This is a genomic window from Psychrobacter aquimaris (assembly GCF_016107525.1).
GTDB classification, from domain to species: Bacteria; Pseudomonadota; Gammaproteobacteria; order Pseudomonadales; family Moraxellaceae; genus Psychrobacter; species Psychrobacter aquimaris.
The window spans coordinates 203,044-229,765 of the sequence record NZ_JABASR010000004.1 but is presented as its reverse complement, the minus strand read 5'-3'; the positions used below and the strand labels follow the sequence as shown (position 1 = coordinate 229,765).

Genomic DNA, 26,722 nt, shown 5'->3' with positions numbered 1-26,722 from the left:
ATCTTAAAACTATAATAATTCATATCACTGGAGAAAAGTATCAATGACGGACCATAATAAAGAAAGTTCTAATACATCAACGAGGATTGATTTTCAGCAACGCTTACAGCAATTACTGATGGATTTACAGCTTGATGATGCACCAGCAGGTGGTGCTGTGGTTGTATATCAGGCAGGGAAGTGTATTGCTCAGGCAAGTATAGGTATGGCACGTTTGGATACGTCATGGCAGCCTGATACGCTAGCGATTAACTTTTCTACCGGTAAAGGAGTATTGGCAACGCTAGTGCATGTGTTGGTTTCGCAGCAGATGCTTGATTATGATGTCCCTATTGCTCACTACTGGCCAGAGTTTGCTGCAAAAGACAAAGACCAAATCACTTTACGACGCGTCATGTCACATCAGGCTGATTTATTTTCAATTCAAAGTATCGAAGCCGACAGTGATACGGTGCTCGATTGGCGCGCTATGCTGAGCAATATCGAGGCAATGCCTATCACACCTCCTGAAGATGCAGCATCATATGACAGCGCTTATAGTGCACTGGTATACGGCTGGATACTTGGCGGTGTGATAGAAGCCGTGAGCCATATGTCATTAGCCGAAGCTTTGCGCCAATATCTTACTGAACCTTTAGGCATTGCAGACAGTTGTTATTTTGGTGTACCAGAGAGCAAAGTCAACCAAGTGGCAAAACTGGCCAAAGACTTTGAGGCGTCAAATGAAGACAGCGTACAACTGCGTAACAAGCGTCAAAAGCCGACTCTAAAATCGGACTCGCAAAGTACCTTACGTACTTATGCTAGCCTGCCCAGCTATGTTTGCTGGCAGCAGCAAGCCTTAGTCGATAGCAAAATGGTAGACCCGAGCAAAGATGGTGAACAAAACGAATTGCCGATATTGGACACGGCTCGTATTAGTCGTTTGTACTTCAATACCAGTCAGCTTAATCTAAAAAACTATAAGGCGGCGCTCATACCTGCTGGCAAACAAGCGCTTGATTATCATAACCGGAAAACATTAAAGGCAGTCATTCCCGCTGCTAATGGCGTTGCCTCGGCTCAAGCACTGGCAACTATTTACGCGATGTTAGCCAACGGTGGTGTCTGGAAAGGGCAAACGTTGATTGATAGTGCTACTTTTGAGCAACTATCTACACCGCAAGTTACAGGTCTAGATGCAGTCATGCCCGCGCCCATGCAGTGGCGATTGGGCTATCATAGGTTGTTTAGTATATGCAGTAACAAGAGCAATACCGCTAAGAGAGTTGATCCGGCATTGTCAGGGTTTGGGCATATGGGATATAACGGCTCAGTTGCTTGGTGTGATCCTGCGCGTCAACTGTCATTTGCTTTTATTCATAACTTTGATACCACCATGCTCAACGATATTCGTCAGTTTGCACTGACGGAAGCGGTTTTGAAGTGGGTCGATGAGGTGCTGTGATCAAGACGGTTCTTTCGTTCTTTAGGCGAACTAATTTTATTAAATGTATTTGCCGTGTACATGATCAATGATGCTTTTTTGGTGTCATTTTAAGCAGCCTTGTTGCGCTTAGACCATGGATAAAAATTGAGGCTAGAATCACAATCGAGCAGACAATCCATAGCTTGAGCGCATCATCCTCAGCGAAGAAACCTTGATTGAGCGCATAAGATAAATAGTACAAAGTACCAATACCGCGAATACCTAGCGCTGAGATTGCGTATTTTTCGGTGCGAGGTAAGTTGAGTCCTGATAAGGCAATGAATCCGCCAATCGGACGTATGAGTAGTAAAAAGGTAAAGCTTACGATGTAGACACGCCATGTCAACTCAACCCCAGATTGTAAACCTTGACCAAGGAACATGCCAAAGATAACTAGCACTAATGACATCAGTAAGCCTTCTGATTGCTCAGCAAAGTCGTGCAGTTTTTGATGATAAGTGTGCTCACATTCTGAACGCCGAAATGCAAAGGCAGCGACAAAGACGGCGATAAACCCATAACTGTGTACATATTCTGCGACACCATATGCCACTAAGGTCAGGGCAATGACCACATATCCTTGCGAAATGGTGGTCTCACGGGTGTGTCTAGAGAACACGACCTTGGCCAAAGCCTTTCCAACCAGGACACCAACCAATACCCCTGCGCCAATTTTCCATAAGACATCATGCGTAAACCATGACCACAGCATCTCGTAAGTAAAAGCTTGTCCTTCACTAAAAGCTTCCGCCACTTTAATTGCCAAGTAAACAAAGGGAAAAGCCAGTCCATCGTTCAACCCTGCCTCTGAGGTTAAAGTAAAGCGAGGTGTGTCCTCTCTGCCTGTATTAGGAGGCCCCACTTGAATACTAGAAGCTAGAACAGGATCGGTGGGTGCCAAGACTGCTCCAAGCAAAATAGCAGCGCCCAGACTCAAGCCAAATGCGTAATAACCTAAGCCTGCCATCGCAAAAATGCCAATCGGCATGGTGATGAGCAGTAGCCTGATTGTAGGTCGCCACAGCTGCCAAGAGAACTCGGTATCAATCTTGATACCAGCACCAACCAATGAGACCAAGATGACAATCTCAGTCAGTTTTTCGATGATTACGCCATTATTGATAGGATCCAAAAACGACAAGGATGTCCACCAATACCCCATGATCAGACCGAAGCTGACTTGTAGCATCGGTAATGAGATGGAGGTGCGTTTAAAGATAATAGGAAACAATGCCCCTAGTAAAAAAGCGATACCACAGATTAATAAAAATAAATTGTAGTTTTCAATCATAAGGTTTACGCACGTCGTTGTATTTTAAGAGATTAGTTTTAAGGGGGTGGGTTTTGATATTGATGATTGGTACTGATAGTAAGTGTTGAGCCAACAATATGCCTTATCATGACGATAAAAAAGAATTATTACCGAAAAAAATAGTTATCAAAACGAGAGCTGCGTTGTTTTTTGGTGAAAAAAAAGCCTGCATAGCGCAGGCTTAATAGATTTCTACAAGTATATTTAAACATTAATCGCTAAAGGTTTAGCGCTCAACTTGACTCACGTCACGTACAGCACCGGTATCTGCACTGGTGGTCATAGCAGCATAAGCACGTAGAGCGGGGGTCACATGACGATCACGGCTGACTGGCTTCCACGCGTCACGGCCTCGAGCTTCCATGGCTTCGCGGCGAGTAGCCAAATCGGCATCACTGACTTGCATGTTAATAGTACGATTAGGAATATCGATATGGATGGTATCGCCTTCTTCAACCAGACCAATGGCACCGCCTTCAGCAGCTTCTGGACTGGCGTGACCGATCGAAAGACCTGATGTCCCACCAGAGAAGCGACCATCGGTGAGGAGGGCGCACTCTTTACCCAATCCTTTTGACTTCAAGTAAGTCGTTGGGTATAGCATCTCTTGCATACCAGGGCCACCTTTAGGGCCTTCATAGCGGATAATGACCACATCACCTGCAACGATATTGTCAGCCAATACCGCAGCGACGGCATCATCTTGTGATTCAAATAAGCGCGCGCGACCAGTGAAGGTTAAGATACTCTCGTCGACGCCTGCGGTTTTGACCACGCAGCCACGCTCTGCGATATTGCCATATAGTACGGCCAATCCGCCATCTGTAGAATAGGCGTGTTTGGCACTACGGATACAGCCTGACTCACGGTTGACGTCGAGGTTTGACCATTCTTTTGATTGTGAAAATGCCTCAGTGGTGCGTACGCCACCAGGTGCTGCCAGATATCGTGCGCGTGCCTCATGATTATCAGAGTTCATGATATCCCACTTATCAATCGCTTCTTTCATCGTCGCGCTATGGATAGTCGGCACGTCAGTTTTCAATAATCCCGCACGATCAAGCTCGGCCAATAATGCAAAGACACCGCCGGCACGATGCACGTCTTCCATATGGTATTTTTGTGAAGCAGGGGCGACTTTTGCTAGGCAAGGCACACCGCGACTTAGACGATCAATGTCTGACATTTTAAAATCAACTTCTGCTTCGTTAGCTGCTGCCAATAAATGCAGAATAGTATTGGTTGAGCCACCCATTGCGATATCTAATGTCATCGCATTTTCAAAAGCCGCTTTGCTAGCGATTGAGCGCGGCAATACCGAATCATCATCTTGCTCATAGCGACGTTTGGCAAGCGAGACGATAGTGCGTCCCGCTTCTAAAAATAGCTCACGACGCAGCGAATGGGTGGCGAGTAACGAGCCATTACCCGGCAAGGCCAATCCTAAGGCTTCGGTTAAACAGTTCATCGAGTTAGCAGTGAACATACCAGAGCACGAACCACAAGTAGGGCAGGCTGAGGCTTCAATGGCGGCCACATCTTCATCGCTAATGCTGTCATCCGCGGCATCCATCATCGCATCGACGAGGTCAAGTTTACGAACGGCACTGCTGTCACTACTATCGGTATTGTGGCTCTTGCCAACGGTACTGGCTAAAATCTTGCCCGCTTCCATTGGGCCACCTGAAATAAACACCACTGGAATATTCAGGCGCATCGCGGCCATTAGCATACCCGGGGTGATCTTATCGCAGTTCGAGATACATACTAGCGCATCAGCACAGTGGGCATTGACCATGTACTCGACAGAGTCAGCAATCAGGTCGCGACTCGGCAGTGAATACAACATACCGCTATGACCCATCGCAATACCATCATCGACAGCAATAGTATTGAACTCTTTTGCAACGCCGCCGGCTTGTTCAATTTCACGTGCGACCAGTTGTCCAAGGTCTTTTAGATGCACATGGCCAGGTACAAACTGGGTGAAAGAGTTAGCAATGGCAATAATCGGTTTGCCAAAGTCGCCGTCAGTCATGCCAGTTGCGCGCCATAATGCGCGCGCGCCTGCCATATTACGGCCGCCAGTAGAGGTTTTTGAGCGATAATCCATGTGATGTTCCTTACAAATAGGCGAGGTTTGTGAAAATGTGCACCCTCAATTTTAATATTGATAGTGTGCTTTTTATAAAATGCGAGGACTAGTGAATAATACTAGGTCGTTACCATACCATTAGATATGAATCACTGAAAACCATTCACTGATAATGCCAAGTCAATAGTAGTCATAACATCGTAAACAGTTGGCAGATAAGGGGTTATTCGACGCGCTCTACTATCGCCGTCTCAAACCAAGGTAGCTCTGTCTTATCCGCTTCCAATTTAGCAATAACGACTAACGCATGAGTCGCTGGCAAGCACTGATAATCAGCGTTTGCTTCAATACGAAGTAGTTGCTCATTGCTTTCAGCTTGTTCGTTTATACTGACTAAGGCTTGTTTATTGTTTTTATAGAGTACATCGATACGACCAAAAAACTGCCAATCTTTAAAAGCGGCTATGATAGCATCCGCTTCATTTTGGGTATAAAGTTGTTGGGTGTCTTTACCCGTATTGGTCCAATGCAAGCGTACGGCTAATTGCAGCGCCTCGCTAAAAACCACCAATGACCCCATGATTTTGACATGCCAAGGGCTGGTTATTAGTGCTTCGCTGATACCAATGAGCTTGGCAGCTTCATGAGGGCTCATGGGTGTATTGAACTGTGATAGTAGAGCGGGTGTGAGCGGATTTGCTAGTTTAATCGCGTCATTTAAACTGTCGTAATGATATAAAAACGGTAGCGGCAAATCTTGTGTCACCGTCTTTTTAGTGATTTTGCAATTGTGTATTTTCCAACCAATCGTCTTATCGCTCAGTACTTCAGCCAGAATGAGCGCGTTAGGCTCAATGCTTTGAGTAGGGGCTTGAGTCTCATTTTCAGTCTCAGCGCTACTTGGTTTTTGCTCACTATTGAACGCAGAGTCAGCTGTGGCAGATGTTTGCGCCACATGAGTAGGTTCTTTGTAAATGTCATTCATATTTGATTGAGTCGGCAAAGTAGACGAATCCATAAACATAGCATTGTTAAAGTAGGGGGTTAATATAACATCTAAAGCGCCTGACTCGCCAACCAAATTAGTGAGCTACTGCGATTAGCTTGTAGATTGCCAGTTTTTAATGACGAGTGCTATAGCCGCTTGTGCTTAAACGACATTTCGTCCACTATATTAATTACAGAGTGTCTAATCGCTTCTAAAAGCTATCGAGCAACTAATAGTCAAACAATTAAAGGACAAAATAATGACCCAAATCAATGAGCAAACCACATATGACGATAACAATATCTTTGCCAAAATGCTAAACGGTGATATTCCCTATCACAAAGTCTATGAAGATGATAAAACGCTTGCCTTTATGGATATCATGCCGCAAGCAGAAGGTCATGTATTAGTCATACCTAAGCAAAAAGCCATTGATTTAGCAGACCTTGAGCCAGAATATGCCGCCGCCGTGCTCATGACGTCTAAAAAAGTCATGCAAGCACAGCGTCAAGTGTTTGGGCGTGAAGGTATTATTCAGATGCAACTAAATGGTGCGCAAGCGGGTCAAACAGTATTTCATTACCATGTACACCTGATTCCATCGAGCATTCATGAGCTGGGCCGCCATGCTGTAACCCAAGCCGATCATAAGGAGCTTGCAGATATTGCGCAGCGACTTGCTGCAGCAATTAGTGCTGAATGATATCAGCACCATACTTTATGGTTGGAAGGTCCATAGCTATTTATAGGTTTAAGTCATAAGTTGATAGCTTGGCAAGACATATAAGATTGAAGGGCAACTAACAAGTTGCCTTTTTTATTGCCCAGTAATAATTGTGTAAGAATCGTTAAGTTATTGTTATAAATAAGCGCTCTTTCTAGGGTTTAGGCAAAGATTATGTTACACAGTACGCTTACTTAACACTCAATACTCGATTCGTTCAGCATCAGTCGGTATTACCGCCGCTATGCTGCTTTGGCGTTTTTTATATTGACAGTTTTCAGGGATATCATTTTTATCACCTATTTCTTTGGCTTTGAGGATACCACTGCTTATGAGTAACGGTTCACGCTCAACTATTTTATTGCCGGTCTTTATACCTGCAGCGGTCATTATGCTGTTGTTGGTCATCGGCACTGCGATCAACCCTGATGCAGCGGGCGCTCTGTTCAGTGATGTGCTTAGCTTCACGACCCAGACGTTCGGCTGGTTTTATATGCTGGCAGTGGCGTTATTTTTAATGTTTATTATTGTATTGGCGTTTTCGTCTTATGGCAGTATCAAGCTGGGGCCTGATCATGCTGAGGCGGAGTATAAATTCCTCGAGTGGTTTGCCATGCTTTTTTCGGCAGGTTACGGTATTGCTTTACTATTCTACGGGGTTGCCGAGCCAGTAATGCATTTTTCCAGTCCGCCAATGTCCGATCCGCAGACGATCGCGGCTGCAAAAGAGGCGATGCAAATTGCATATTTTCACTGGGGTTTTCATATTTGGGCGATTTACGGTGTGGTGGGTTTATCACTGGCATACTTTGCTTTTCGTCATGGTCTACCGTTATCAATACGTTCGACACTCTATCCGATTATCGGTGACAAAATTTATGGTCCTATCGGGCATACGGTCGATGTGTTTGCGATATTGGGCACGATGTTCGGTATTGCCACCAGTTTGGGATTGTCAGTATCGCAAATCAATGCAGGACTCAACTATCTGTTACCAGATCTGATCCCAGTGAATACGACCGTACAGGTGATTGCCATTGCATTGGTGACAGCAGCGGCACTAGTATCGGTATTGGCAGGGATGGATAAGGGCGTAAAACGCTTGTCTATATTAAATATGGTATTGGCGACTGCGCTGATGTTGTTTGTGTTTATTGTGGGCCCGACCATCTTTATTCTGAACGCCTTTATGGAAAATACTGGCAGTTATTTGGGTAATATTGTCGAGCGTACCTTTAGCTTACAAGCGTACGAAAATAGTGATTGGATCGGCAGCTGGACATTGTTTATCTTTGCATGGACGATTGCATGGGCACCTTTTGTGGGTCTGTTTATTGCTAAGATCAGCCGTGGTCGTACCATCCGTGAGTTTGTACTGGGTGTGATGCTCGTACCGACTTTCTTTACGTTCTTCTGGTTTGCCGTGTTTGGCGATACTGCGCTACATATGATCATGGTAGATGGTTATACCTCGCTAATCGGTGACGTACAGGACAATCAAGCGATTGCCTTGTTTAAGCTATTAGAAAACTTACCGTTTACTGAATTTGTGTCGTCATTGACTATTTTATTAATCATTACTTTTTTTGTGACGTCGTCGGATTCTGGCTCATTGGTGATCGATTCGCTAGCGGCGGGTGGTCGCAGTGATACACCATGGTGGCAGCGCAGCTTTTGGGTGGTAACCGAAGGTGCTGTTGCCGCAGTACTACTGATTGCAGGTGGCCTAACGGCGCTTCAAACGGCGGCTATTGTCAGTGCGCTACCTTTTGCGATTATCATTCTTATTTCAATGTTTGGCATGTGGCGTGCGCTGCGTATCGAGGGACATCGCAATCAGAGCCTTGGTAATGACAACAGACTACCGCCGCATTTGCTCAAACCGTCTGCATGGCGTGAGCGTATTGATTATATGACTGATAAACCGACGCGTGATAAGGTTCTAAGTTATATCAAAGAAGTAATTATGCCTTCGATGATGGAAGTGTCGTCTAAATTTGCAGAAACAGGTTGGACGACTGAGGTCAACTACGACGCGGTCAATAACCGTGCGGTGCTTGAGTTGCAACGTGGCGACGATGTCGAATTTTGGTATGAGGTGCGCTTATCTGAACACGATGTACCAGATTATTATACAGAAGACAGTGCAGATACCTTGCCGCAAGAGCACCATCACCGTGCTGAGGTGTATCTACGCCGTGGTGGTCAAACCTATGATTTATATGGCTACAAATCTGAATCAGTGATTAATGACATCATCGATCAGTTCGAGAAGTATTTACATTTCCTTAATGTATCACCTGATAGTCTACCGTGGCGCATGCAAGAGCATGATGATGACATCACACTAGAGCAGGGCAGTGTGCTTGATAAATAATGCATTGACTGTATTAAAAATGAGTATTGCTTATGCAAGCTATTCACGTTAATCGCTTGCAATAAACGCAGGAATCCTTAGAATAACGGCTTGTTTTCCTTACAAATCAAGCCGTTTTTTTATGTCTATTGATTCTCCCATTTTACCTTCGTCCTCGACTTTGTCTGACCATCCATTGTTGCAGCCATTGAACATAGGTGGTCTAACGATTGAAAACCGTCTCATGGTTGCTCCTATGGCTGGCGTGACGGACAATCCTTTTCGTCGACTGTGTAAATCATTTGGCGCAGGTCATGCGGTCAGTGAAATGATTATCGCTGATACGGCCCTTTATGCGCGCAAAAAATCCCTATATCGTGCCAATTTCGACAATGAGATCGCGCCCATTTCAGCGCAAATTGCGGGGGCTGAGCCTGATAAATTGGCTGAAGCGGCTCGTTATCAGATTGATAATGGCGCGCAGATTATCGATATCAATATGGGCTGTCCTGCCAAAAAGGTTTGTCGTAAGCTGGCAGGTTCTGCGCTGCTACAAGATGAGGATTTGGTCGCGCGTTTGCTCGATGCGGCTGTCAACGCGGTCGATGCACCTGTCACGCTAAAGACACGATTGGGGTTTGAGAATGGTCGTGAAAACATCTTACGAGTGGCCAAGCGGGCAGAGCAAGCAGGCATTGCCGCCATTGCCATTCATGGGCGTACGCGCGAGGACATGTATACTGGCGAGGCGCGTTACGAGCTGATACGCGAAGTCAAAGAAAGCATCAACATTCCAGTCATTGCTAATGGCGATATCGATAGTGCGCAAAAAGCACAGCGTGTTTATGAGTTAACAGGCTGTGATGCTGTGATGATTGGTCGGGCTGCTCAAGGTCAGCCATGGATATTTCGCGATATCGAGCATTTTTTGCGTACTAGCGAGCGTCTGGATGCACCTAGTGTCAGTGAGATAAAAGAGATCGTACTGGCGCATTTGCAAGAGTTATATGACTTTTATGGCGAGTATTCAGGTTGCCGTATCGCTCGCAAGCACATTGCTTGGTATACGACAGGCATTCCAAATTCGAACGCTTTTCGCCAAGCGATGTATGGTGAGGAAAGCACCGCTGGACAGTTTCGCGTGGTCGAAGATTTTTTGCAGGCGCACGAATAGTGAGTGAGCAGACGGTTCATGCTAAGCGCCTGTTAAATAATTAAAAAGTCTTTAAAGCTCGTCCACTTGAGCGGTCTTTGGTTCTTGTTTGAGTGCTGTATTTTTGTTTTGCCAAGGAAATTTACCTTCTAATTCTACTTGTAGTGACAAGCTCAAAAAAGTCCGAATGAGTACGATAAAACCTAGTACTAGGACGCTGCGTAACGTCGGCTCTGTGACGACAGTCGCCATAATATCAGCGGCGATGAGGACTTCTAATCCTAATAAAATAGATTTACCTACAGTTTGTCTGATTTCGATATAGGTCTTGTGGTTAAAACCACCGGTTAAGCGAACCCCTCGATAAAAAGCAAAAAGAAGTCCAAAAAATATAATAAGTACGCCAATGACTTCGACTATCTTGGCAATTAAATCAATGTAATGAGCTAAAGTTGCAATCAAAATAGATACTCCTTATCCATGCTTGGTGAAAAGCGTAAGTTTGAGCAATGCTACGATTATACCTTTATTAATCCTTATAATCGCCAAAGTATCTGGCTGAGTCGGCTGTTTTCTTCACTTCAAGCCATGCTTTTTTGCTATGCTATAACCAAACATTCATAGGCATAGAACCAACAAAAAGGATTTTTTATGGCCAATCCCTCAAAAAAAGCAATAAACAAAGCGGTCAAAGATAAGCATATCATTATCACAGGGGCATCAAGCGGTATTGGTGAGCGTACAGCGTATTTACTCAGTGAGTGCGGTGCGCATGTTATCTTATTGGCACGTACCGAAGACAAATTAAAAGCTGTTAAAGAAAGTATCGAGGAGCTTGGTGGCAAGGCCAGTTATTATCCTTGTGATTTGACCAATATGAATGAGATTGAAACAGTTGGTGAACAAATTTTAGCAGATTTTGGTCATGTTGATGTTTTAGTAAATAATGCTGGTCGCTCAATTCGGCGCTCGGTTCACGAGTCTATTGATCGTTTCCATGATTTTGAGCGTACCATGGATATCAATTACTTTGGCGCCGTTAAAATAGTTCTTGGGTTTTTGCCGACGATGATTGAGCGTCAGACTGGTCAAATTGTTAATATCTCGTCTATTGGCGTACTGGCAAACAGTCCACGTTTTGCCGCTTATGTCGCATCGAAATCAGCATTGGATGCTTTTAGTCGCTGCTTAGCTGCCGAAGTAAAAGGCGATAACGTCACGATTACCAATATCTTTATGCCATTGGTACGCACGCCTATGATTGAGCCTACTAAGTTATACCGCTATATGCCTGCGCTTATGCCTGATGAAGCGGCTATGATGGTTGCAAAAGCGATTGTTCATAAACCAAACAGTATTGCCAGCAACATGGGTAAATTTGCATCAGCCACTTATTCATTAGCACCAGCGATCAACGTTGGCATTCAATCGATGGGTTATCGTATTTTCCCAAGCACCCGCGCTGGACTGACTGCTGATAAAAAGCCAAACCTTGCTCAACGTGCCTTTGCAAGAATTCTACCGGGTGAACATCATTAGAATATGGCTTTATTAGCCTTGAGTTAAAATACAAAAAGGATGCTGCGGTATCCTTTTTTAATGTTTCAAAAATTATAAATAATCATATAAATGGGTAGGATGGTGGTGTTCTTTTGGGTATGTATTTGCGATCGTCAAACTTACTAACATATAGTGGATTCAAATTACTATTCATTGGTGTACGGCGTATTTTTTCTAAAACATAGTCTAAATTTATTATGCCACTACAGGTACGATAAAAAAGACATATACAAAAGACAGCAGATATATAATTATAGTATCTAAAGTATGGGTAAGGAAAACATGGATATCGAAAGCGGTACCGCCAATCAAATCGCTAATCAAATAGAAATAATCTATGAAGATGAATTTTTGGTGGCGATTAATAAAGAGGCTGGTCTATTGGTGCATCGCAGTTGGCTGGATAAAGGCGAGACGCGCTTTGCCATGCAACTCACCCGTGATGCGGTAGGTTGTCATGTATTTCCGGTGCATAGATTAGACAAGCCTACATCAGGTGTGTTGTTGTTTGCCAAGAGCCCAGCCGTGGCGCGCAGCCTGACCGAGGCTTTTACTGAACACAGAGTTACCAAGCAATATTTAGCCGTGGTGCGTGGCTATATGTCAGAACAAGGCACCATTGATTATGCGTTGAGCTTTCAACCCGATGCCATCGCCGATAAGTTTGCCGATTTGGACAAACCCGCTCAAGAGGCGGTGACTCATTGGCAAAGTTTGGCACAAATTGAGCTACCATTTGCCGTATCAAAAAAGCATGACACGAGCCGCTATAGTCTTGTGCGCTTGACACCCGAAACTGGGCGCAAGCATCAGCTGCGTCGGCACATGCGACATGTATTCCATCATATCGTGGGTGATACCAGCCACGGTGATATAAGGCACACACGATTTTTTCGTACTCACTATGACTGTACGCGCATGCTGTTGCATGCTCAGACTTTAGCGCTCAGCCATCCCGTCACTGGTGAGCCATTATTACTAAAAGCGAAATTAGACGACCAATGGATGCGTATCTTAGAAGAGTTTTCTTGGGTAGACAGCGCTAAAGATTGAGCTATTTATTTCTAAATATTTTTTATCCCCTCGTTTTGTGTACTTGTAGGTATACTTTGCGAGCGTCATTCGAGGTTTTCAATGCTTAAACAACATCGACAAGCACTGGTGGTTGAAGGCGGCGGCATGCGTGGCGCATTTAGCAGCGGTGTCTTAGACGCCTTTTTACAACAACAATTTAATCCTTTTGATCTTTGTGTGGGCGTCTCTTCAGGTTCAACTAACGTTGCTAACTATTTGGCAGCACAACAAGGTCGCACCCTGCATATTTACTTGGATCACTCCCTTCGATCTGAATTTATCCACTATGGCCGTTTCCTTAGAGGCGGTGACTTACTGGATTTAAAGTGGATGTGGGATATGGTGGAGCAAGAATATCCACTGAATCAGGCACAATTATTTGCCAATCATGCTGAGTTCTACATGGTGTTAACACATGCTATCTCAGGAGAAGCGACCTACATCAAAGCGGCTAAAGACAATATTTTGGATGGATTAAGGGCATCAAGCTCTATCCCAGTGCTGACCCGCCAAGCGGTCGAGATATTTGGTGAGCCTTATTTTGATGGTGGTGTGGCAGATGCTTTGCCTGTACAGTGGGCAGCTGGGCAAGAGTGTGTTGATAAGCTCATGATCATACGTACTCGCCCTCAACATTACTCTAAAGCAAGCAGTAAAGGCGATCAGCTATTGGCTAAATATTATACTAAGCAACGACATGGTTTTGCCCAAAGCTTGTTGACACGAACCCAACGCTATAACGACTCGGTACAATTTTTACAGACTCCATCATCACAGAAAATTTTAGAGATTTGTCCACCCGACTTAAAAAACATGGCGAGTCGATTATCCAAAAATAAAGCCAAAATCCGTTATAGCTATGATGTAGGACTAGAAGCTGGATACAAAGCGATTGAAGATTGGCGTAAGCTTTAATCTAGGGAATGTTCTAGAAAAACCGATGTCAATATTGTTAGAACAAGCTAATAAGCCTTAATTGGAAACCACCTCATTAGGTATACCCTAATGGACCTAGCTTATGACATGTTTAAATATATTTATAGATCATTCAAAATAGATCAACATAATGGAACTACTTAAAACAGGCTATAGAAAATATAGCACTTCAGTATCCTTTTTTATTTAGCCAAACACCCGCCACAATATCCAAAATAGTCCGGCCATAAGAATTGCAATAACCAACAGCCGCTTTAGCCAGTAGGGCATCAGCGGTTTTTTATATCCTAAATCATTAAGCTGGCTGTCCACCCCATTTTGTAGGCTCTTGAATCCTCGACTCTGCTTAGTCGTTTTGACGCGATTTTTTATCAGTTGTCCAGTCTCATCCTCAGCATCTTGCTCTCTATCAAAGCTAATAGCATGGTTAGGAATGCCTTGCTTGCTGGCAATAGTGTTGAGTTTTTGCTGCTGCTTCACCTTTAGTTGTGTCTCATAGGCATCAATCCTATTTTTGGCTTCATCCATGCTAATGTTTTCATCGGCCGCCAAAGTCTTGATCGCCATCACTAAATTGTTTTTTTCGATCATCATGATGACCGCTTTTGGCAGCTTTGGATTGACTGGTTTTGAGCTAGGGTCGGGGTTAAACATGACTGTCCTTATAGCGATATGAAAAATAGGCATCGATAGTGTTGATTATTATAACCATTTTACAGCAGTAATATTCAAGCAAAAAAAGACCGCAATCATAACAATGACTGCGGTCTTTTAATATCTATCCTTTATCAACATTTCTGCCAATTTTTGATAGGTTATAGGTCTTTCCAGCGTTGGATAGATTCTTTGATGACTTCTTTCGCTTCTGCGACATCACCCCAAGACTCGACCACAGTCGTACCTGGTTTTTTCAGGTCTTTATAGTGGCTGAAATGGAACTCTAACTGGTTGATCAGCTGTTTTGGTAGATCATCTAAGCTGTTATAAGCATTACCTGTATCACGGTCATCAGCAGGTACGACAACGATCTTGTCATCGACTTCGCCATCATCAACGAACTTCATCACACCAATGACTTTGGCCTTTAGGAAAATACCCGTTGGTAGCGGCTGCTCAGTCAGCAATAAGACATCAAGCTCATCACCATCTTCGTCAAGCGTTTGCGGGATAAAGCCATAGTTGCAAGGCTTGGCAAAAATCTGTGGATCAATACGATCAAGCTCGAACACAGCCAACTCGCGATTCCACTCAATTTTATGGCTGCTACCAGCTGGGATTTCTACTACTACGTTGATAATGCCGCCGTCTACGTCGCCTGCATCTAAAATTTTATTAAAATCTGCCATAAAGTGCTCCAATTTGCTTTTGTTTTAAGTGTTTGAATAATAAGTGATGATAAAAGGATAACGTCGCGGCATGGCGATATTATCACTGTGCCCAATTCGTGCCGTCTGCGATTATAACAAGTTTGACTCAAATTTTCTCACAATGCTTAAGTCTAAGCGTGCACGATATTATGCAAAAAAAGATTATGCAAAACTGGACTCAAAGAACTCATTTGGGCGCGAGTGCTCGTAGCTCAATGAGTCCGGCATGACGCTTAGCAATATTATCAATAAGCTTTTGAGTAACCACCTCATAGCTTAATAAATCGCTTATTGGCTGAGTGGTGTGAGCCTCTGACTCTTTTTGCATATCCACGAAATCAGACAGGCGTAACATTTGCATACCCGCATAACCGCAAGGATTAATGGCATTAAATGCGGACAAATCACAATTTAAATTAATCGCGATACCATGATAGCTAAATCCATGTTTAATTTTGAAGCCTAGTGATGCCATTTTCCCTAGCATGATTTTATCATCGAGGGAGGTGCTGTTGACTGGTGCATCGGCATCGTCACTGTCATCTGCTGCAGAAGTATCAGCATATAGATAAACGCCGGGTGCATCACGGCGCGCATGGGCGCTAATGGTTGTAGGGTCTGATGGAGAAGAGTTTTGCAAACAGTCATTAATGACATCTTCGATTGCTTGCTCGGCATGCGAGACCAAGTTGCGCACACTCCAGCCCAAGCTATTCAAATCGAACAACCAATAAATGACCAGCTGCCCGTGACCATGCCATGTCACTTGACCACCGCGATCAGTTTTTATAATAGGTGTATTGGTGCGTTGTAAGATGTGCTCTTCTTTACCTGCTTGCCCTAAAGTATAGACATCATTGTGATCGACGATCCATAATTCATCAGGTGTGCGCAGTCCTTGCTGTTTTTTTAAGTCAATACGTGCGAGAGTACGTGCTAGCATCGCATCGAGAGTAGGAACGTAATCGGCTGCTGCTAGAGATTTGCTGATCAGTGTGTCATTAAGCTGTTGCGTGTTATTTTGCATGAGAGTCACAGTCTTATGGTTATCTGGTTCAAAGATGTTTATCGCTGATGTTAAGTATTGATATCGATAGTGAGTGTAGCAGTTTTTGAGATTGGTACCCAAGATTATCTCTTGTCACACTGTAAAATCCAACAATTAAAACACTGGTAAATGCCCTAGAGAAGTAGCCATAATAAGGACAAGTCTTTAGCACTTAAAATAAAATTCCTAGCATCGCTATGAATGTTGGCAGACACTTATGCCATACAGACGCAGTAATCAACTTAAGGTGCTGTTCATTGATTGGTTGATGCGCTACATTAAAGTGTAATGAATGGAATCGCATTACTTATATTCAGGGGTTAGCATTGATGTCATCCAGTGACTAGAAATACAGAGTCTCTAACCCAATATAGAATATTGACTCCAACGCATGTGACAAGGAAGATAAATGACAGATAATAATCAAAACATGAATGAGCAAACCTCAATCGACACGGATATGTTGCAGCAAAAAGCGCCTAAAAAGCCTAGCATTGCCAATACGGTTGATGAAATGCAAGCGCAATTTTCACGCTTACAAACACTCAGTCGCACGCAGCCAATCAATGACTGGGCCACCCGTGAAACCCAACTAGACAGTCTAGAGGTTATGCTGAGCGATAACCAAGCCAGTTTCGCCAAAGCGATCAGTGCCGACTTTGGTTATCGTAGCGAATCAGAGACCCAGTTTGCCGAGTTGTTTCCTAGCTTTACGGGTATCAGCCATGCCAAAAAGCATGGTAAAAAATGGATGAAAGTCCAGCGCGCTTCTATTTCAGCGTTGTATATGCCAGCGCATAATGAAATTCAGCCTCAACCATTGGGCGTGGTTGGTATTATGGTGCCTTGGAATTATCCACTATTTTTAGCAGTAGGGCCAATGATTGATGCACTCACTGCTGGCAACAGAATTATGATCAAGATGAGTGAAGCGGCACCGCAGTTCGCCCAAGCATTCGCCAGTGCGATTGCCCGTTATTTTTCACCAGACATGATTTGTGTGGTACTGGGTGAAGTAGACATCGCCGTCGCTTTTAGTAAGTTGCCTTTTGATCATCTGCTGTATACAGGCTCTACTGCTGTGGGTAAAAAGGTGATGGCTGCTGCCGCACCTAATCTGACGCCAGTGACGCTTGAGCTAGGTGGTAAGTCACCAGTAATTGTATTAGATGATGCAAACTTAGAGTCTGTGGTCAATCGAGTGATGATGGGCAAAACGCTGAACGCTGGTCAGACCTGTATTGCACCTGATTATGTACTGATTCAGCGCCAATATCATCAAGAGTTTATCCGTTTGGCGAAAGAGTGGATGGAAAAGCACTATCCAAATATTGAGAATAATCCAGACTACTCACGCATCATCAATGGTGAGCAGTTTAAGCGTGTTAAAGGCTATCTAGATGCGCTATCGGGCGATGAGATACATAAGCTTACTAATGCTGATGCTAATATCGAAACGCGTCTAATGCCACCCGTTATCGTGAGTGAACCTGCCCCTGACAGTGACGTGATGCAGGACGAGATTTTTGCACCGATTTTGCCATTAATGCATTACGAGACATTAGATGACGCGATTCAGTTTGTCAATAAGCGACCACGCCCACTAGCACTATACGTTTTTGGTGATAATTATAGCGGCCTAGAAAAAGTACGTAACAAGACGGTCTCTGGTGGCCTATGTATTAATGAAGTGCTGATACATGTTGCCCAGCATGACTTACCGTTTGGCGGGGTTGGCGACTCAGGGACTGGTGCTTACCATGGCAAAGCGGGATTCGAGCGGCTAAGCCATATGAAACCAGTATTTGTACAATCCAAGTTGAATGGATTGAACTTGTTGTTGCCACCTTATGGCGGGTTATTTAAAAAGGCTATGGCAATGTTTTTAAAATAACGAATGCTAAAGCGGGCAAAGTTGAAGTCGCTTTTATTCAAGCAAGAAAGCGTATTTGGTCGTTTTGAGTAATCATAGCAGCAACGTTAAAAATAGCATCTACCGAGGTAGATGCTATTTTTTTGTATAAAAGTAAGCCATAAAAAATTAATGAGCATTTGTCATCTTGTCTATAAATCGCTACACTTTGTAGTAAGCCTAAACGATAGCCACATTAATTTTAGATGAATACACCGCTTCGTCATGAGCGACTGAATAAGTTATCAACGATTAAATGAGTTATAAGCAATACATGCTTGGTTTCAAGTATCAGTATGATTGAGCTAAGCGTTAATTATTAATAATAAAATCATGAATAGGATATCCTATGCGCCAATGGATTGCATTAAGCTTATTATTGATAAGTTCGTTGTTATTTCCTTTATCAGCGTCCGCAGAATGTGAGAGCCCGATCAAGTTTGGCGCGTTGACATGGGAGAGCGGGCAATTTAGCACAGGCATCCTCAAATACATCGCTGAAGGTGGCTATGGCTGCACGACTGAAGAAGTACCAGGCGCCGATCCAGCACTCAACAGTGCGCTAGCACAAAATGATATCCAAGTAGTCAGTGAACGTTGGGACGGACGTTCTCCCGCTATGGAAAAAGACATAGCAGATGGCAAGATAGATATCATTGGCGATACGCTAAAAGGCGGGGCCACTCAAGGCTGGTACGTCCCGCAATATGTAATAGATGATAATCCTGGCTTACGAAGCTATCAAGACTTACCTAAATATGCTGAGCTGTTTAAAGATCCTGAAGACCCAGATAGATCACGCTTTATTAATTGTCCTACCGGTTGGTCCTGTGAGGTATTTAATACGCGTTTACTTAAAAATACTGGTTTAGATAGCACCTTTAATAATGTGCAACCTGGCACAGGCGCTGCGCTTAACGCCGAGATTGCTTCCGCCTTTGAGCAACGTAAGCCGTTATTATTCTATTACTGGCAGCCGACTGGTCTTATCGCCAAATATGACTTTGCAGAGTTGGACTTTCCAGCTTATGACGATGCCTGTTGGCAAGATCTACTGGTCGCGAATGGCACTTCCGATTGCGTGAGCGACTTTGCGGTTTCGCCTTTAGCTATCGCGGTATCTAGACAGTTTGCTACTGATAACCCTGAGTTATCGGATGCTTTTGCAAAAGTGCAGTTCACCCCTGATCAGCTTAACGGCGCAATTTTAGAGATGGATGAGAATAAGCGTAGCGGCGATGAACAAGCAGTCGAGTTTCTACGTAATAATCCTGATGTTTGGCAAGCATGGTTGTCTGATGAAGCAGCCACTAACCTTGCTGCTAAGTTAGGCATTAGCTTAACGGGCGCTGCTATCACTGCTGATACAACTGCCTCTAGTGCTAACCGACTAACCCCATTATCAAGTTTTCCTTCTTGGTCACTTGAGACGCCGCTTAATAATACATTATCAAGCGTCGTCCAAAATTATGGCGATGTGTTTCGTAGCATCAGTACCATGGCGTTAACCTATCTATTGTTACCCATTGAGCGTCTATTAACCGTTATGCCGCCTTGGCTCATTATTGCGCTGGTAACCGTATTAGCATGGTTTGGTGTCCGCAAAATATGGTTTGCGCTGGCATGCGGCGTAGGACTGTTTTTAATTGGCGCATTTGGACTGTGGGGCGCACTGATTGATACCTTTGCATTGCTCATCGTATCTGTGTTGGTTACGGTGGTGATTGGTATTCCTATGGGTATTGCTATGTCAGGTAGTCAAATCCTTCGCAAGGTTGTGACGCCGATACTGGATGTGATGCAGACCATGCCAAGTTTTGTCTATTTGATACCTGTATTGATGTTATTTGGGATTGGTAAAGTGCCTGCGTTATTTGCCACCATTATTTATGCCTTGCCACCACTGATTCGGCTAACGACATTGGGGATTACTCAAGTCAATCACGAGATGGTCGAAGCAGGGCGCTCGTTCGGTAGTACGCACTTGCAGCTACTCATTTGGATTAAATTGCCGCAAGCATTACCTAGTATTATGGCGGGCGTGAATCAAGCGGTGATGATGTCGCTCTCTATGGTGGTACTCGCCTCTATGATTGGCGCACCGGGGCTTGGCGAAGATGTATTGCAATCGATTCAAACGCTTAATATCGGTCAGGGCTTGCAAGCAGGCACGGCGATTGTCATCGTTGCCATTATCATTGACCGCATTACGCAAGCGTTCGGTCAAGGTAAGCGTGCTCGGCAAAAAACCATCGATGCTGGCAGACATCCCATTGGTTAACTATTAATCATAATAATAACTAGAAAAATAAAAATGAGAGCCATCATGAATCATATTCAATTGGAAAATATCAGCAAGATTTATAATGCCAGTAGCTCGCAAGCAAGTTCTGCATTGGCATTACTAGCAGAAGGTATGGATAGTATTCAGGTAAAGGAACAAACAGGCTATTCGGTCGGGCTTTATGATATCAATTTAAGCGTTAAAGCAGGTGAGCTGCATTGTATTATGGGCTTATCAGGTTCAGGGAAATCAACCTTGATACGCCATATCAATCGTTTGATTGACCCAACTAGCGGTAAAATATGGGTTGATACTTCTATTAATGCGAAGCCGTCTACTAATACTAAGCCCTCCACTAATGCCAAATCCTCGACTGATTTATTAGAAAATGGAAAATCATCGTCTGCTATCAATATTTTAGAGCTAAATGATAAAGCGCTACAGCATTATCGCCAGCAGACAATCAGTATGGTTTTTCAGCATTTTGGTTTGGTGCCACATATGACAGTGATGCAAAACGTCGCTTACGGTTTGCGGGTGCGAAAAATGAGTCTCAAAGAACGTCACGAGGTTGCTCGGCACTGGCTCAATGAAGTTGGGCTATCAAATTTGGATAAAAGCTACCCTGATGAGCTGTCAGGAGGGATGCAGCAGCGTGTGGGGCTGGCGCGTGCCTTGGCAACTGATAATCCGATATTGCTGATGGACGAGGCTTTCTCTGCTCTTGATCCCCTCATTCGTGCCCAATTACAAGACCAACTACTTGAGCTACAAGCACGGCTAAACAAAACCATCGTCTTTATCACTCATGATATCGATGAAGCGATTAAGGTCGGTCAGCGTATTAGTATTTTAAATGGCGGGCGTTTGGTACAAACGGATACACCCAGTGAGTTGCGCCATAACCCCGCTGATGATTATGTGGCTCAATTTATGCGTGCCAAAATTTAATTTAAAAATAACACGATGTTGTTTTATAAAATGCTGTTTTATAAATTGCACCTGCAAAATGACAGATTTCTGTCTATATCGTCATTCTTACACTGTTGTTAAAAAAGTGTAGTAACCCGTTAGTTACTATTAAAGTAAACTCCGTCATCAATGTATACTGTTAAGATACTCTAATAGTGTGTCAGCTTTGCTAAAATCTCGATTTATCCACTCTCATTGATCACGTAAGAAGACCATTAGCGAGCACACAAACTCAGTTCATGATCGTAAGACTTCGTAAAAAGGACCTCTCATGCCGCATAAGAAAATTCGTCATAATAGTCGTAGTAAGATTAATAAGTTAGCGACAGGCTCATCACCTGATTCATCACGTTGGTTGAAGAACGTCAGTGCTGTTGGTGTAACGACAGTGCTGAGCGCTGGCATATTAGTCGCTTGTGGACAAATGAGTAGTGCGGAGAGCAATGCAAGTAGCAGTACTAAATCAGCCAAGCAAAACAGTGGTGTGACTAGCTCACGTGACATGCTGCCCTCTGATATGCTTGGACAAATGCAAGCACTGCCACAATTAACAAAAGGCTTAGGTGATACGGGCACAGCAGTCATTGATCCTAATAAACCGACATTGATTAAATTTTGGGCAAGCTGGTGCCCATTATGCTTGGGTACGTTGGCAGAAACCGAAGAATGGCGCACCGATCCCAAGTTCGCTGATTTAAATGTCGTTACTGTTGTCAGTCCCGGTCATCTAAACGAAAAAGCCGATAACGACTTTAGCACTTGGTATGCAGGCGTCCAAGCTGACTATCCAAAGTTACCAGTATTGTCTGACGCTTCAGGCGAGCTGATTAATAAGCTTGGCGTGCAAGTTTATCCAAGTTGGGCGATACTCGATAAAAGCGGTAACTTGGTGCATTTGGTAAAAGGTAATATATCGGCAGAGCAAGCCTACGCCCTCGCTGAAAATGCCAATAATGATTTTGCTGAGCTTAAAGCAGGTAGTGCTAAACCAGCAAACGCGCAAACATTAGACAACAACAGTAAAATTGAGACCATCAAACAAAAAGATGGCGTTTATTATAATGATAAAGGCAAAGCGATTAATACGCGCTCAATCTATTTGGCAGGTGGCTGTTTTTGGGGCGTAGAAGCTTATATGGAGCGCGTCGAGGGTGTCGTCGATGCAGTATCAGGCTATGCCAATGGCGATACTGCCAATCCAAGCTACGAGCAAGTGATTCGTGGCTCAGGTCATGCCGAAGCCGTCAAAGTCACTTACGATGCGGACAAAACAGACCTTGATACTATCTTAAAATACTACTTCCGCGTGATTGATCCAACCAGCCTTAACAAACAAGGCAATGATCGCGGTGTGCAGTACCGCTCAGGTGTTTATTACACTGATAAAGAAGATAAAGCAGTGATTGATGCCGCACTCAAGCGCGTGCAAAGCCAGTATAAACAAAAAGTTGTGGTAGAAAATGAGCCGCTAGACAATTTCTACTTAGCTGAAATGTATCATCAAGATTATCTGGCAAAAAATCCAAACGGCTATTGTCATGTTGATTTAAGTTTGGCTGATGATAAGCCAGAAGGCGCCGCACGTACCAAGCTTGCGCCTGTGAGCACGGTTGCTGAGACCTTAAACCCTAAGCGTTATGCGGGATTTGATAAAGGTGCATTAAAAAATACATTGACCAAAGCCCAGTATAATATCACGCAAGATGCTGGTACTGAGCGCGCCTTTAGTCATGAATATGATAACTTGTTTGCGCCAGGTATATATGTCGACGTGGTGAGTGGTGAGCCACTGTTCTTATCAACCGATAAATACCAGTCTGGTTGTGGTTGGCCAAGCTTTACCAAGCCGATTGATATGCAAGTCATTACTCAGCATGAAGATACCGCCTTTAATATGGTACGTACTGAAGTTCGTTCGCGAGTAGCAGACTCACATCTGGGTCACGTATTCCCAGATGGGCCAAAAGATCGTGGCGGTCTGCGCTATTGTATCAATGGTGGGGCGCTACAGTTTATCCCTGTCGATGTGATGCCGCAGTCAGGCTATGCGCCATTAGTGAAGTTGGTTAAGCCTGCAAAACCTTAATTATTAATATTGATAATCGACTATAAAAAAGACGTTAAGATGATTCTTAGCGTCTTTTTTATAGTTTATGCATTGAGTATAAATACTATCACAGCACACGGGTTCTTTTTATTATCGTTATATTTTTGCTGTTATAGCCGTTGAATTATGAAAAACCAACCAAACTTCGTTATACTCAAAAGCTGAGAGTTTTCTATTATTAACACCTTTATGGTTACGTATACCTATTTCGTCGCTGGATTTGTTTGGCGGCTTTTCATTTTTGTATTTAAGGCTGTAACATGACCGTTACTCATACCTCTAAACCTTTTGAACCTATTATTACGTCTTTACTTGATAATGATTTATACAAATTTACGATGTTGCAAGCCATGCTGCATCAGTTTCCACAGACACATGGTGTTTATCGCTTTCGCTGTCGTAATAACAAAGACGCGCTGTATCCATTGGCTGATATTAAAGAGGCGCTAGAGCAGCAACTAGACAATTTATGTGAATTGCGATTTTTAGAGGATGAACTAGAATACTTACGTGGTTTGCGGTTTATGCGCTCAGACTTCGTTGACTATCTAGAATTGTTTAAGTTGAAACGTCGTTTTATTACCGTCAGTACGGATGATAAAGGTCGCTTATTTATCGATATCGAAGGGCCGATGATTCAAGCGATGTTCTTTGAAGTATTTGTACTCGCGATCGTTAATGAGCTATATTTTGATGCGCTATCAAATGCCAGTGTGATTGAAGAAGGGCAGCGTAGATTGGATGAAAAAGTCACATTGTTGCATCAATATGCGACAGAGCAGGCAAAATGTGATGCTAATACCCCGCCATTAATTATCGCTGATTTTGGTACTCGTAGACGTTTTAGCAAAGCTTGGCAAGCCCATGTGGTTGAGACCCTGCATAAAGCTGAACCAAAAATAGTGAGCGGCACTTCCAATGTTTATTTAGCAAAAAAACTCGGCATGACGCCAATCGGTACGATGGCACATGAGTTTATGCAGGCATTTCAGGCTTTGGATGTGCGTTTGCGGAATTCACAAACAGCGGCGCTTGAAGCATGGGTACATGAGTATCGCGGCGATTTGGGTATTGCACTGACTGATGTCGTTGGCATGGATGCGTTTTTACGCGATTTTGATTTGTATTTTGCCAAGCTGTTTGATGGTTTGCGTCATGATAGTGGTGACCCGTATATCTGGGGTGATAAGGCGATTGCTCATTATAAAAAGCTTAAAATAGACCCAAGAACGAAGATTTTGACTTTTAGTGATGGTTTGGATTTGAATAAGGCTTGGGATTTACATCAGTATTTTAAAGGTCAAATAAAGACCAGTTTTGGTATTGGTACCAACCTCACCAATGACATGGGTATCACCCCGATAAATATCGTCTTAAAATTGGTTGAATGCAATGGGCAGCCGGTCGCTAAACTGTCAGACAGTCCAGGCAAGACCATGATCAATAATGATACATATCTTGCCTATTTGCGCCAAGTATTTGAGGTTGATGAACCTGAATAGAGCTTGTTTAACTGTCGCTACTTTCGGTTTTATCTTCTTCAGCGAAGGCTGCATCTAGTGCTTGCTGTACTGCATTGATGCGGGTTTCGCAAACGCGATAGGCAGCAATCGACTCTTCAACCGTTGTCATCAGATTATCAATATCTGGCTCATCTTGTTGCTGCAATTCAGCGGCATTGGTTTTTAGAATATCATAAGCCGCCTTAAAGGTTTTTGGGGCGGCTTTTTTGCGTCGGCGAGTAGAGGTTGTCATAAGGTTTCCTAGTTTTTAAAATAACGGTTAGAAGAGGAGGAATGGCTAGATAATACTTGATTAATTTGAATTGAGGACACGCCCTAGTGATTCATATTTACGTCAATAATCTGTGCTTTTGCTTTACCGTCCTTTAAGAGGATGTGCACCGTTTGCTCTGGATGGAGCTGCGTACTGCTGGTCAGTATCTGCTTGTCTTTTGCGTCAGTAAGCATGGTATAGCCTTGCTTGAGCACCCGAGAAGGACGGTGTAGGAGCACAATATCACGCAGATGTTCGCTATCACGCTGTGCTTGTATTAACTGCTGCTGTGCCGAATGCATAATCATTTTTTGGTTATTTTGACTGTCGCTAGCAGCCACTGCTAACTGCTGATAGGCAGACGCTTGAGTTTTTGTGCGTAGCTCGCTGGTGAGTCTAGCAGCTTGTTTCACCTGTCGCTGGGCACTTTGCTGAATACTACGCCACGCGTAATCACTGTCTTTTTGCAGAGCCGTTAATTGACCAATCGTTTGTGATTGTATTTGGCTTAACTGGCGTGTCGTTTGTTGCTCAGCGGTGCTTAATTGACGCCGTGCTGCTTGTTTGATTTGCGCTTGGTATTGCAGCGTTTGAGAGACCAATTGGGCTAAATGCGTCATGATAGCGGCAATCACTTTTGACGGCGTATCAAAGCTAGTATGCGCCACTTCATCTAAAATCACTTTATCACGCTCGTGACCAATGCCAACCCAGACAGGGATGGGCTGCTCGGCAACGAGAGCTGCCAGCTCATAATCGTTGAGATACGCCAAATCACCGACTGCACCGCCGCCACGAATAATCACCAATAAGTCTGGTAGACGCTCATAAGTGTCGTAAAACTGTTGCTGGGCGCTGACGATAGCTTGACGGATTTCGCTTGGTGCATGATTGCCCTGAAAGGTAGCGTTATGATAATGGAAATGACAGGCACCTGTGCGTGCTAAGCGATCAGCGTCGGCTTGAAAGTCGCCCAATCCAGCGGCTTTTTCAGGGGCGATGACCAGCACATGCTCAATATCAAATGGAACAGGTAGCTGTTGATTAAGGGTTAATAAACCTTCTCCCGTCAAGCGATCGACCATCTCTGCGTATTGCCGTGCCAAGTCGCCTAACGTGTAGCTAGGGTCGATATCTTCAATGGTGAGGGAGAATCCATACTGTGCGTGAAAGCCTGCCGATACTTTAAGCAATACCGTTAAATCACGGTCAAGCGGCATACCCGTTGCGCGCTCAAATTTTGCTAATACCCGCGCCGCTTTAAAGCGCCAGAGATTACCACGGCAGCTAGCGATAACTTTGCCGTCGTCATCTTTTTCTGCCAGCTCAAAGTAATAATGCCCGCCCTTGCTCGATAGGTTGCGAATCTCGGCTTTCACCCATACACGGTGGTTAAAGGTTTGCTTGATAACCATATCAACGGCTGACAAATAGTCACTCAGCCGCAGAACGGTATCTTCTAAATTGACTTCGAGACTATTTTCTTGTTCAGCTAACTCGGCCTCCAAGGTCGCTAAATCTTTAGCAGGTGCTAAGACTTTAGCTGGTTTAATATTTGACAGGTTAGGTTTGCGCATAATAATAGACCAA

Annotated in this window: 21 protein-coding genes; 12 read left to right on the top strand and 9 right to left on the bottom strand. The window is 43.9% G+C overall.

The genetic code is table 11. The features are described from left to right. Nucleotides 1-43: 43 nt before the first annotated feature. Entirely contained in the window at nt 44-1,447 is a 1,404-nt protein-coding gene (locus JFC10_RS05480) for a serine hydrolase domain-containing protein (protein WP_198332014.1), read from the top strand. 64 nt (nt 1,448-1,511) lie between these two features. On the opposite strand, the gene JFC10_RS05475 is transcribed toward JFC10_RS05480, so the two are convergent. The 3 genes from JFC10_RS05475 to JFC10_RS05465 form a co-directional block, all read right to left on the bottom strand. Beyond that, nucleotides 1,512-2,759, bottom strand: coding sequence for a cation:proton antiporter (locus JFC10_RS05475; RefSeq protein ID WP_198332013.1), 1,248 nt, complete (start codon nt 2,757-2,759; stop codon nt 1,512-1,514). 247 nt (nt 2,760-3,006) lie between these two features. Next, nucleotides 3,007-4,893, bottom strand: a complete 1,887-nt coding sequence (ilvD, locus tag JFC10_RS05470; RefSeq protein ID WP_198332012.1) for a dihydroxy-acid dehydratase — start codon at nt 4,891-4,893, stop codon at nt 3,007-3,009. 205 nt (nt 4,894-5,098) lie between these two features. Continuing rightward, nucleotides 5,099-5,893, bottom strand: coding sequence for a hypothetical protein (locus tag JFC10_RS05465; protein ID WP_198332011.1), 795 nt, complete (start codon nt 5,891-5,893; stop codon nt 5,099-5,101). Nucleotides 5,894-6,122: 229 nt separating this feature from the next. On the opposite strand from JFC10_RS05465, the gene JFC10_RS05460 reads away from it, so the two are divergent. From JFC10_RS05460 to dusB, 3 genes are all read left to right on the top strand, one after another. Further along, on the top strand, nt 6,123-6,566 hold the full coding sequence (locus JFC10_RS05460) for an HIT family protein (protein ID WP_198332010.1): 444 nt from the start codon (nt 6,123-6,125) through the stop codon (nt 6,564-6,566). A 352-nt stretch (nt 6,567-6,918) separates the two neighbouring features. Continuing rightward, nucleotides 6,919-8,964, top strand: a complete 2,046-nt coding sequence (locus JFC10_RS05455; RefSeq protein WP_198332009.1) for a BCCT family transporter — start codon at nt 6,919-6,921, stop codon at nt 8,962-8,964. 121 nt (nt 8,965-9,085) lie between these two features. Next, the gene (gene dusB, locus JFC10_RS05450) at nt 9,086-10,117 is read left to right on the top strand and encodes a tRNA dihydrouridine synthase DusB (RefSeq protein WP_198332008.1); all 1,032 of its coding nucleotides are present in this window, start codon (nt 9,086-9,088) and stop codon (nt 10,115-10,117) included. Nucleotides 10,118-10,168: 51 nt separating this feature from the next. Here the strand turns inward: dusB and JFC10_RS05445 are convergent, their stop codons facing one another. Then, nucleotides 10,169-10,558 carry a DUF1622 domain-containing protein gene (locus tag JFC10_RS05445; RefSeq protein ID WP_198332007.1) on the bottom strand — a complete coding sequence of 130 codons (390 nt, stop codon included), beginning with the start codon at nt 10,556-10,558 and terminating at the stop codon, nt 10,169-10,171. 189 nt (nt 10,559-10,747) lie between these two features. Between JFC10_RS05445 and JFC10_RS05440 the strand changes: the two genes are divergently transcribed. The 3 genes from JFC10_RS05440 (at nt 10,748) to JFC10_RS05430 (ending at nt 13,645) form a co-directional block, all read left to right on the top strand. Then, nucleotides 10,748-11,635, top strand: coding sequence for an SDR family NAD(P)-dependent oxidoreductase (locus tag JFC10_RS05440; protein ID WP_193011045.1), 888 nt, complete (start codon nt 10,748-10,750; stop codon nt 11,633-11,635). A 303-nt stretch (nt 11,636-11,938) separates the two neighbouring features. Further along, complete coding sequence (truC, locus tag JFC10_RS05435; protein WP_198332055.1) at nt 11,939-12,709, top strand: tRNA pseudouridine(65) synthase TruC; 771 nt, start codon at nt 11,939-11,941, stop codon at nt 12,707-12,709. Between the two features lie 81 nt (nt 12,710-12,790). Next, nucleotides 12,791-13,645 carry a patatin-like phospholipase family protein gene (locus JFC10_RS05430; protein ID WP_198332006.1) on the top strand — a complete coding sequence of 285 codons (855 nt, stop codon included), beginning with the start codon at nt 12,791-12,793 and terminating at the stop codon, nt 13,643-13,645. Nucleotides 13,646-13,852: 207 nt separating this feature from the next. On the opposite strand, the gene JFC10_RS05425 is transcribed toward JFC10_RS05430, so the two are convergent. The 3 genes from JFC10_RS05425 to lipB form a co-directional block, all read right to left on the bottom strand. Next, complete coding sequence (locus JFC10_RS05425; protein WP_198332005.1) at nt 13,853-14,320, bottom strand: hypothetical protein; 468 nt, start codon at nt 14,318-14,320, stop codon at nt 13,853-13,855. 161 nt (nt 14,321-14,481) lie between these two features. Then, entirely contained in the window at nt 14,482-15,012 is a 531-nt protein-coding gene (locus JFC10_RS05420; protein ID WP_198332004.1) for an inorganic diphosphatase, read from the bottom strand. Nucleotides 15,013-15,220: 208 nt separating this feature from the next. Then, nucleotides 15,221-16,060 carry a lipoyl(octanoyl) transferase LipB gene (gene lipB, locus JFC10_RS05415; RefSeq protein ID WP_198332003.1) on the bottom strand — a complete coding sequence of 280 codons (840 nt, stop codon included), beginning with the start codon at nt 16,058-16,060 and terminating at the stop codon, nt 15,221-15,223. A 430-nt stretch (nt 16,061-16,490) separates the two neighbouring features. On the opposite strand from lipB, the gene JFC10_RS05410 reads away from it, so the two are divergent. From JFC10_RS05410 to pncB, 5 genes are all read left to right on the top strand, one after another. Then, the gene (locus JFC10_RS05410; RefSeq protein WP_198332002.1) at nt 16,491-17,975 is read left to right on the top strand and encodes a coniferyl aldehyde dehydrogenase; all 1,485 of its coding nucleotides are present in this window, start codon (nt 16,491-16,493) and stop codon (nt 17,973-17,975) included. Between the two features lie 367 nt (nt 17,976-18,342). Then, the gene (locus JFC10_RS05405; RefSeq protein WP_198332001.1) at nt 18,343-20,274 is read left to right on the top strand and encodes a glycine betaine ABC transporter substrate-binding protein; all 1,932 of its coding nucleotides are present in this window, start codon (nt 18,343-18,345) and stop codon (nt 20,272-20,274) included. Nucleotides 20,275-20,319: 45 nt separating this feature from the next. Beyond that, nucleotides 20,320-21,228, top strand: a complete 909-nt coding sequence (locus tag JFC10_RS05400) for an ATP-binding cassette domain-containing protein (protein WP_198332000.1) — start codon at nt 20,320-20,322, stop codon at nt 21,226-21,228. A gap of 292 nt (nt 21,229-21,520) precedes the next feature. Then, a complete protein-coding gene (gene msrAB, locus JFC10_RS05395; RefSeq protein WP_227686001.1) occupies nt 21,521-23,335 on the top strand; it encodes a bifunctional peptide-methionine (S)-S-oxide reductase MsrA/peptide-methionine (R)-S-oxide reductase MsrB in 1,815 nt (604 codons plus the stop codon). 281 nt (nt 23,336-23,616) lie between these two features. Next, nucleotides 23,617-24,858, top strand: a complete 1,242-nt coding sequence (pncB, locus tag JFC10_RS05390; protein WP_198331999.1) for a nicotinate phosphoribosyltransferase — start codon at nt 23,617-23,619, stop codon at nt 24,856-24,858. A gap of 7 nt (nt 24,859-24,865) precedes the next feature. Here pncB and xseB read toward each other — a convergent pair whose 3' ends face one another. Then, nucleotides 24,866-25,111: an exodeoxyribonuclease VII small subunit gene (gene xseB / locus JFC10_RS05385; protein ID WP_193011035.1), complete on the bottom strand. Its 246-nt coding sequence runs from the start codon at nt 25,109-25,111 to the stop codon at nt 24,866-24,868. A gap of 83 nt (nt 25,112-25,194) precedes the next feature. Further along, the gene (gene xseA, locus JFC10_RS05380) at nt 25,195-26,709 is read right to left on the bottom strand and encodes an exodeoxyribonuclease VII large subunit (RefSeq protein WP_198331998.1); all 1,515 of its coding nucleotides are present in this window, start codon (nt 26,707-26,709) and stop codon (nt 25,195-25,197) included. Nucleotides 26,710-26,722 lie beyond the last annotated feature (13 nt).

Excerpts from the sequence above, each read along its gene's own strand:
- JFC10_RS05480 (WP_198332014.1), top strand. The coding sequence starts at position 44 with ATGACGGACCATAATAAAGAAAGTTCTAATACATCAACGAGGATTGAT.
- JFC10_RS05475 (WP_198332013.1), bottom strand. The coding sequence starts at position 2,759 with ATGATTGAAAACTACAATTTATTTTTATTAATCTGTGGTATCGCTTTT.
- ilvD (WP_198332012.1), bottom strand. The coding sequence starts at position 4,893 with ATGGATTATCGCTCAAAAACCTCTACTGGCGGCCGTAATATGGCAGGC.
- JFC10_RS05465 (WP_198332011.1), bottom strand. The coding sequence starts at position 5,893 with ATGGATTCGTCTACTTTGCCGACTCAATCAAATATGAATGACATTTAC.
- JFC10_RS05460 (WP_198332010.1), top strand. The coding sequence starts at position 6,123 with ATGACCCAAATCAATGAGCAAACCACATATGACGATAACAATATCTTT.
- JFC10_RS05455 (WP_198332009.1), top strand. The coding sequence starts at position 6,919 with ATGAGTAACGGTTCACGCTCAACTATTTTATTGCCGGTCTTTATACCT.
- dusB (WP_198332008.1), top strand. The coding sequence starts at position 9,086 with ATGTCTATTGATTCTCCCATTTTACCTTCGTCCTCGACTTTGTCTGAC.
- JFC10_RS05440 (WP_193011045.1), top strand. The coding sequence starts at position 10,748 with ATGGCCAATCCCTCAAAAAAAGCAATAAACAAAGCGGTCAAAGATAAG.
- truC (WP_198332055.1), top strand. The coding sequence starts at position 11,939 with ATGGATATCGAAAGCGGTACCGCCAATCAAATCGCTAATCAAATAGAA.
- JFC10_RS05430 (WP_198332006.1), top strand. The coding sequence starts at position 12,791 with ATGCTTAAACAACATCGACAAGCACTGGTGGTTGAAGGCGGCGGCATG.
- JFC10_RS05425 (WP_198332005.1), bottom strand. The coding sequence starts at position 14,320 with ATGTTTAACCCCGACCCTAGCTCAAAACCAGTCAATCCAAAGCTGCCA.
- JFC10_RS05420 (WP_198332004.1), bottom strand. The coding sequence starts at position 15,012 with ATGGCAGATTTTAATAAAATTTTAGATGCAGGCGACGTAGACGGCGGC.
- lipB (WP_198332003.1), bottom strand. The coding sequence starts at position 16,060 with ATGCAAAATAACACGCAACAGCTTAATGACACACTGATCAGCAAATCT.
- JFC10_RS05410 (WP_198332002.1), top strand. The coding sequence starts at position 16,491 with ATGACAGATAATAATCAAAACATGAATGAGCAAACCTCAATCGACACG.
- JFC10_RS05405 (WP_198332001.1), top strand. The coding sequence starts at position 18,343 with ATGCGCCAATGGATTGCATTAAGCTTATTATTGATAAGTTCGTTGTTA.
- JFC10_RS05400 (WP_198332000.1), top strand. The coding sequence starts at position 20,320 with ATGAATCATATTCAATTGGAAAATATCAGCAAGATTTATAATGCCAGT.
- msrAB (WP_227686001.1), top strand. The coding sequence starts at position 21,521 with ATGCCGCATAAGAAAATTCGTCATAATAGTCGTAGTAAGATTAATAAG.
- pncB (WP_198331999.1), top strand. The coding sequence starts at position 23,617 with ATGACCGTTACTCATACCTCTAAACCTTTTGAACCTATTATTACGTCT.
- xseB (WP_193011035.1), bottom strand. The coding sequence starts at position 25,111 with ATGACAACCTCTACTCGCCGACGCAAAAAAGCCGCCCCAAAAACCTTT.
- xseA (WP_198331998.1), bottom strand. The coding sequence starts at position 26,709 with ATGCGCAAACCTAACCTGTCAAATATTAAACCAGCTAAAGTCTTAGCA.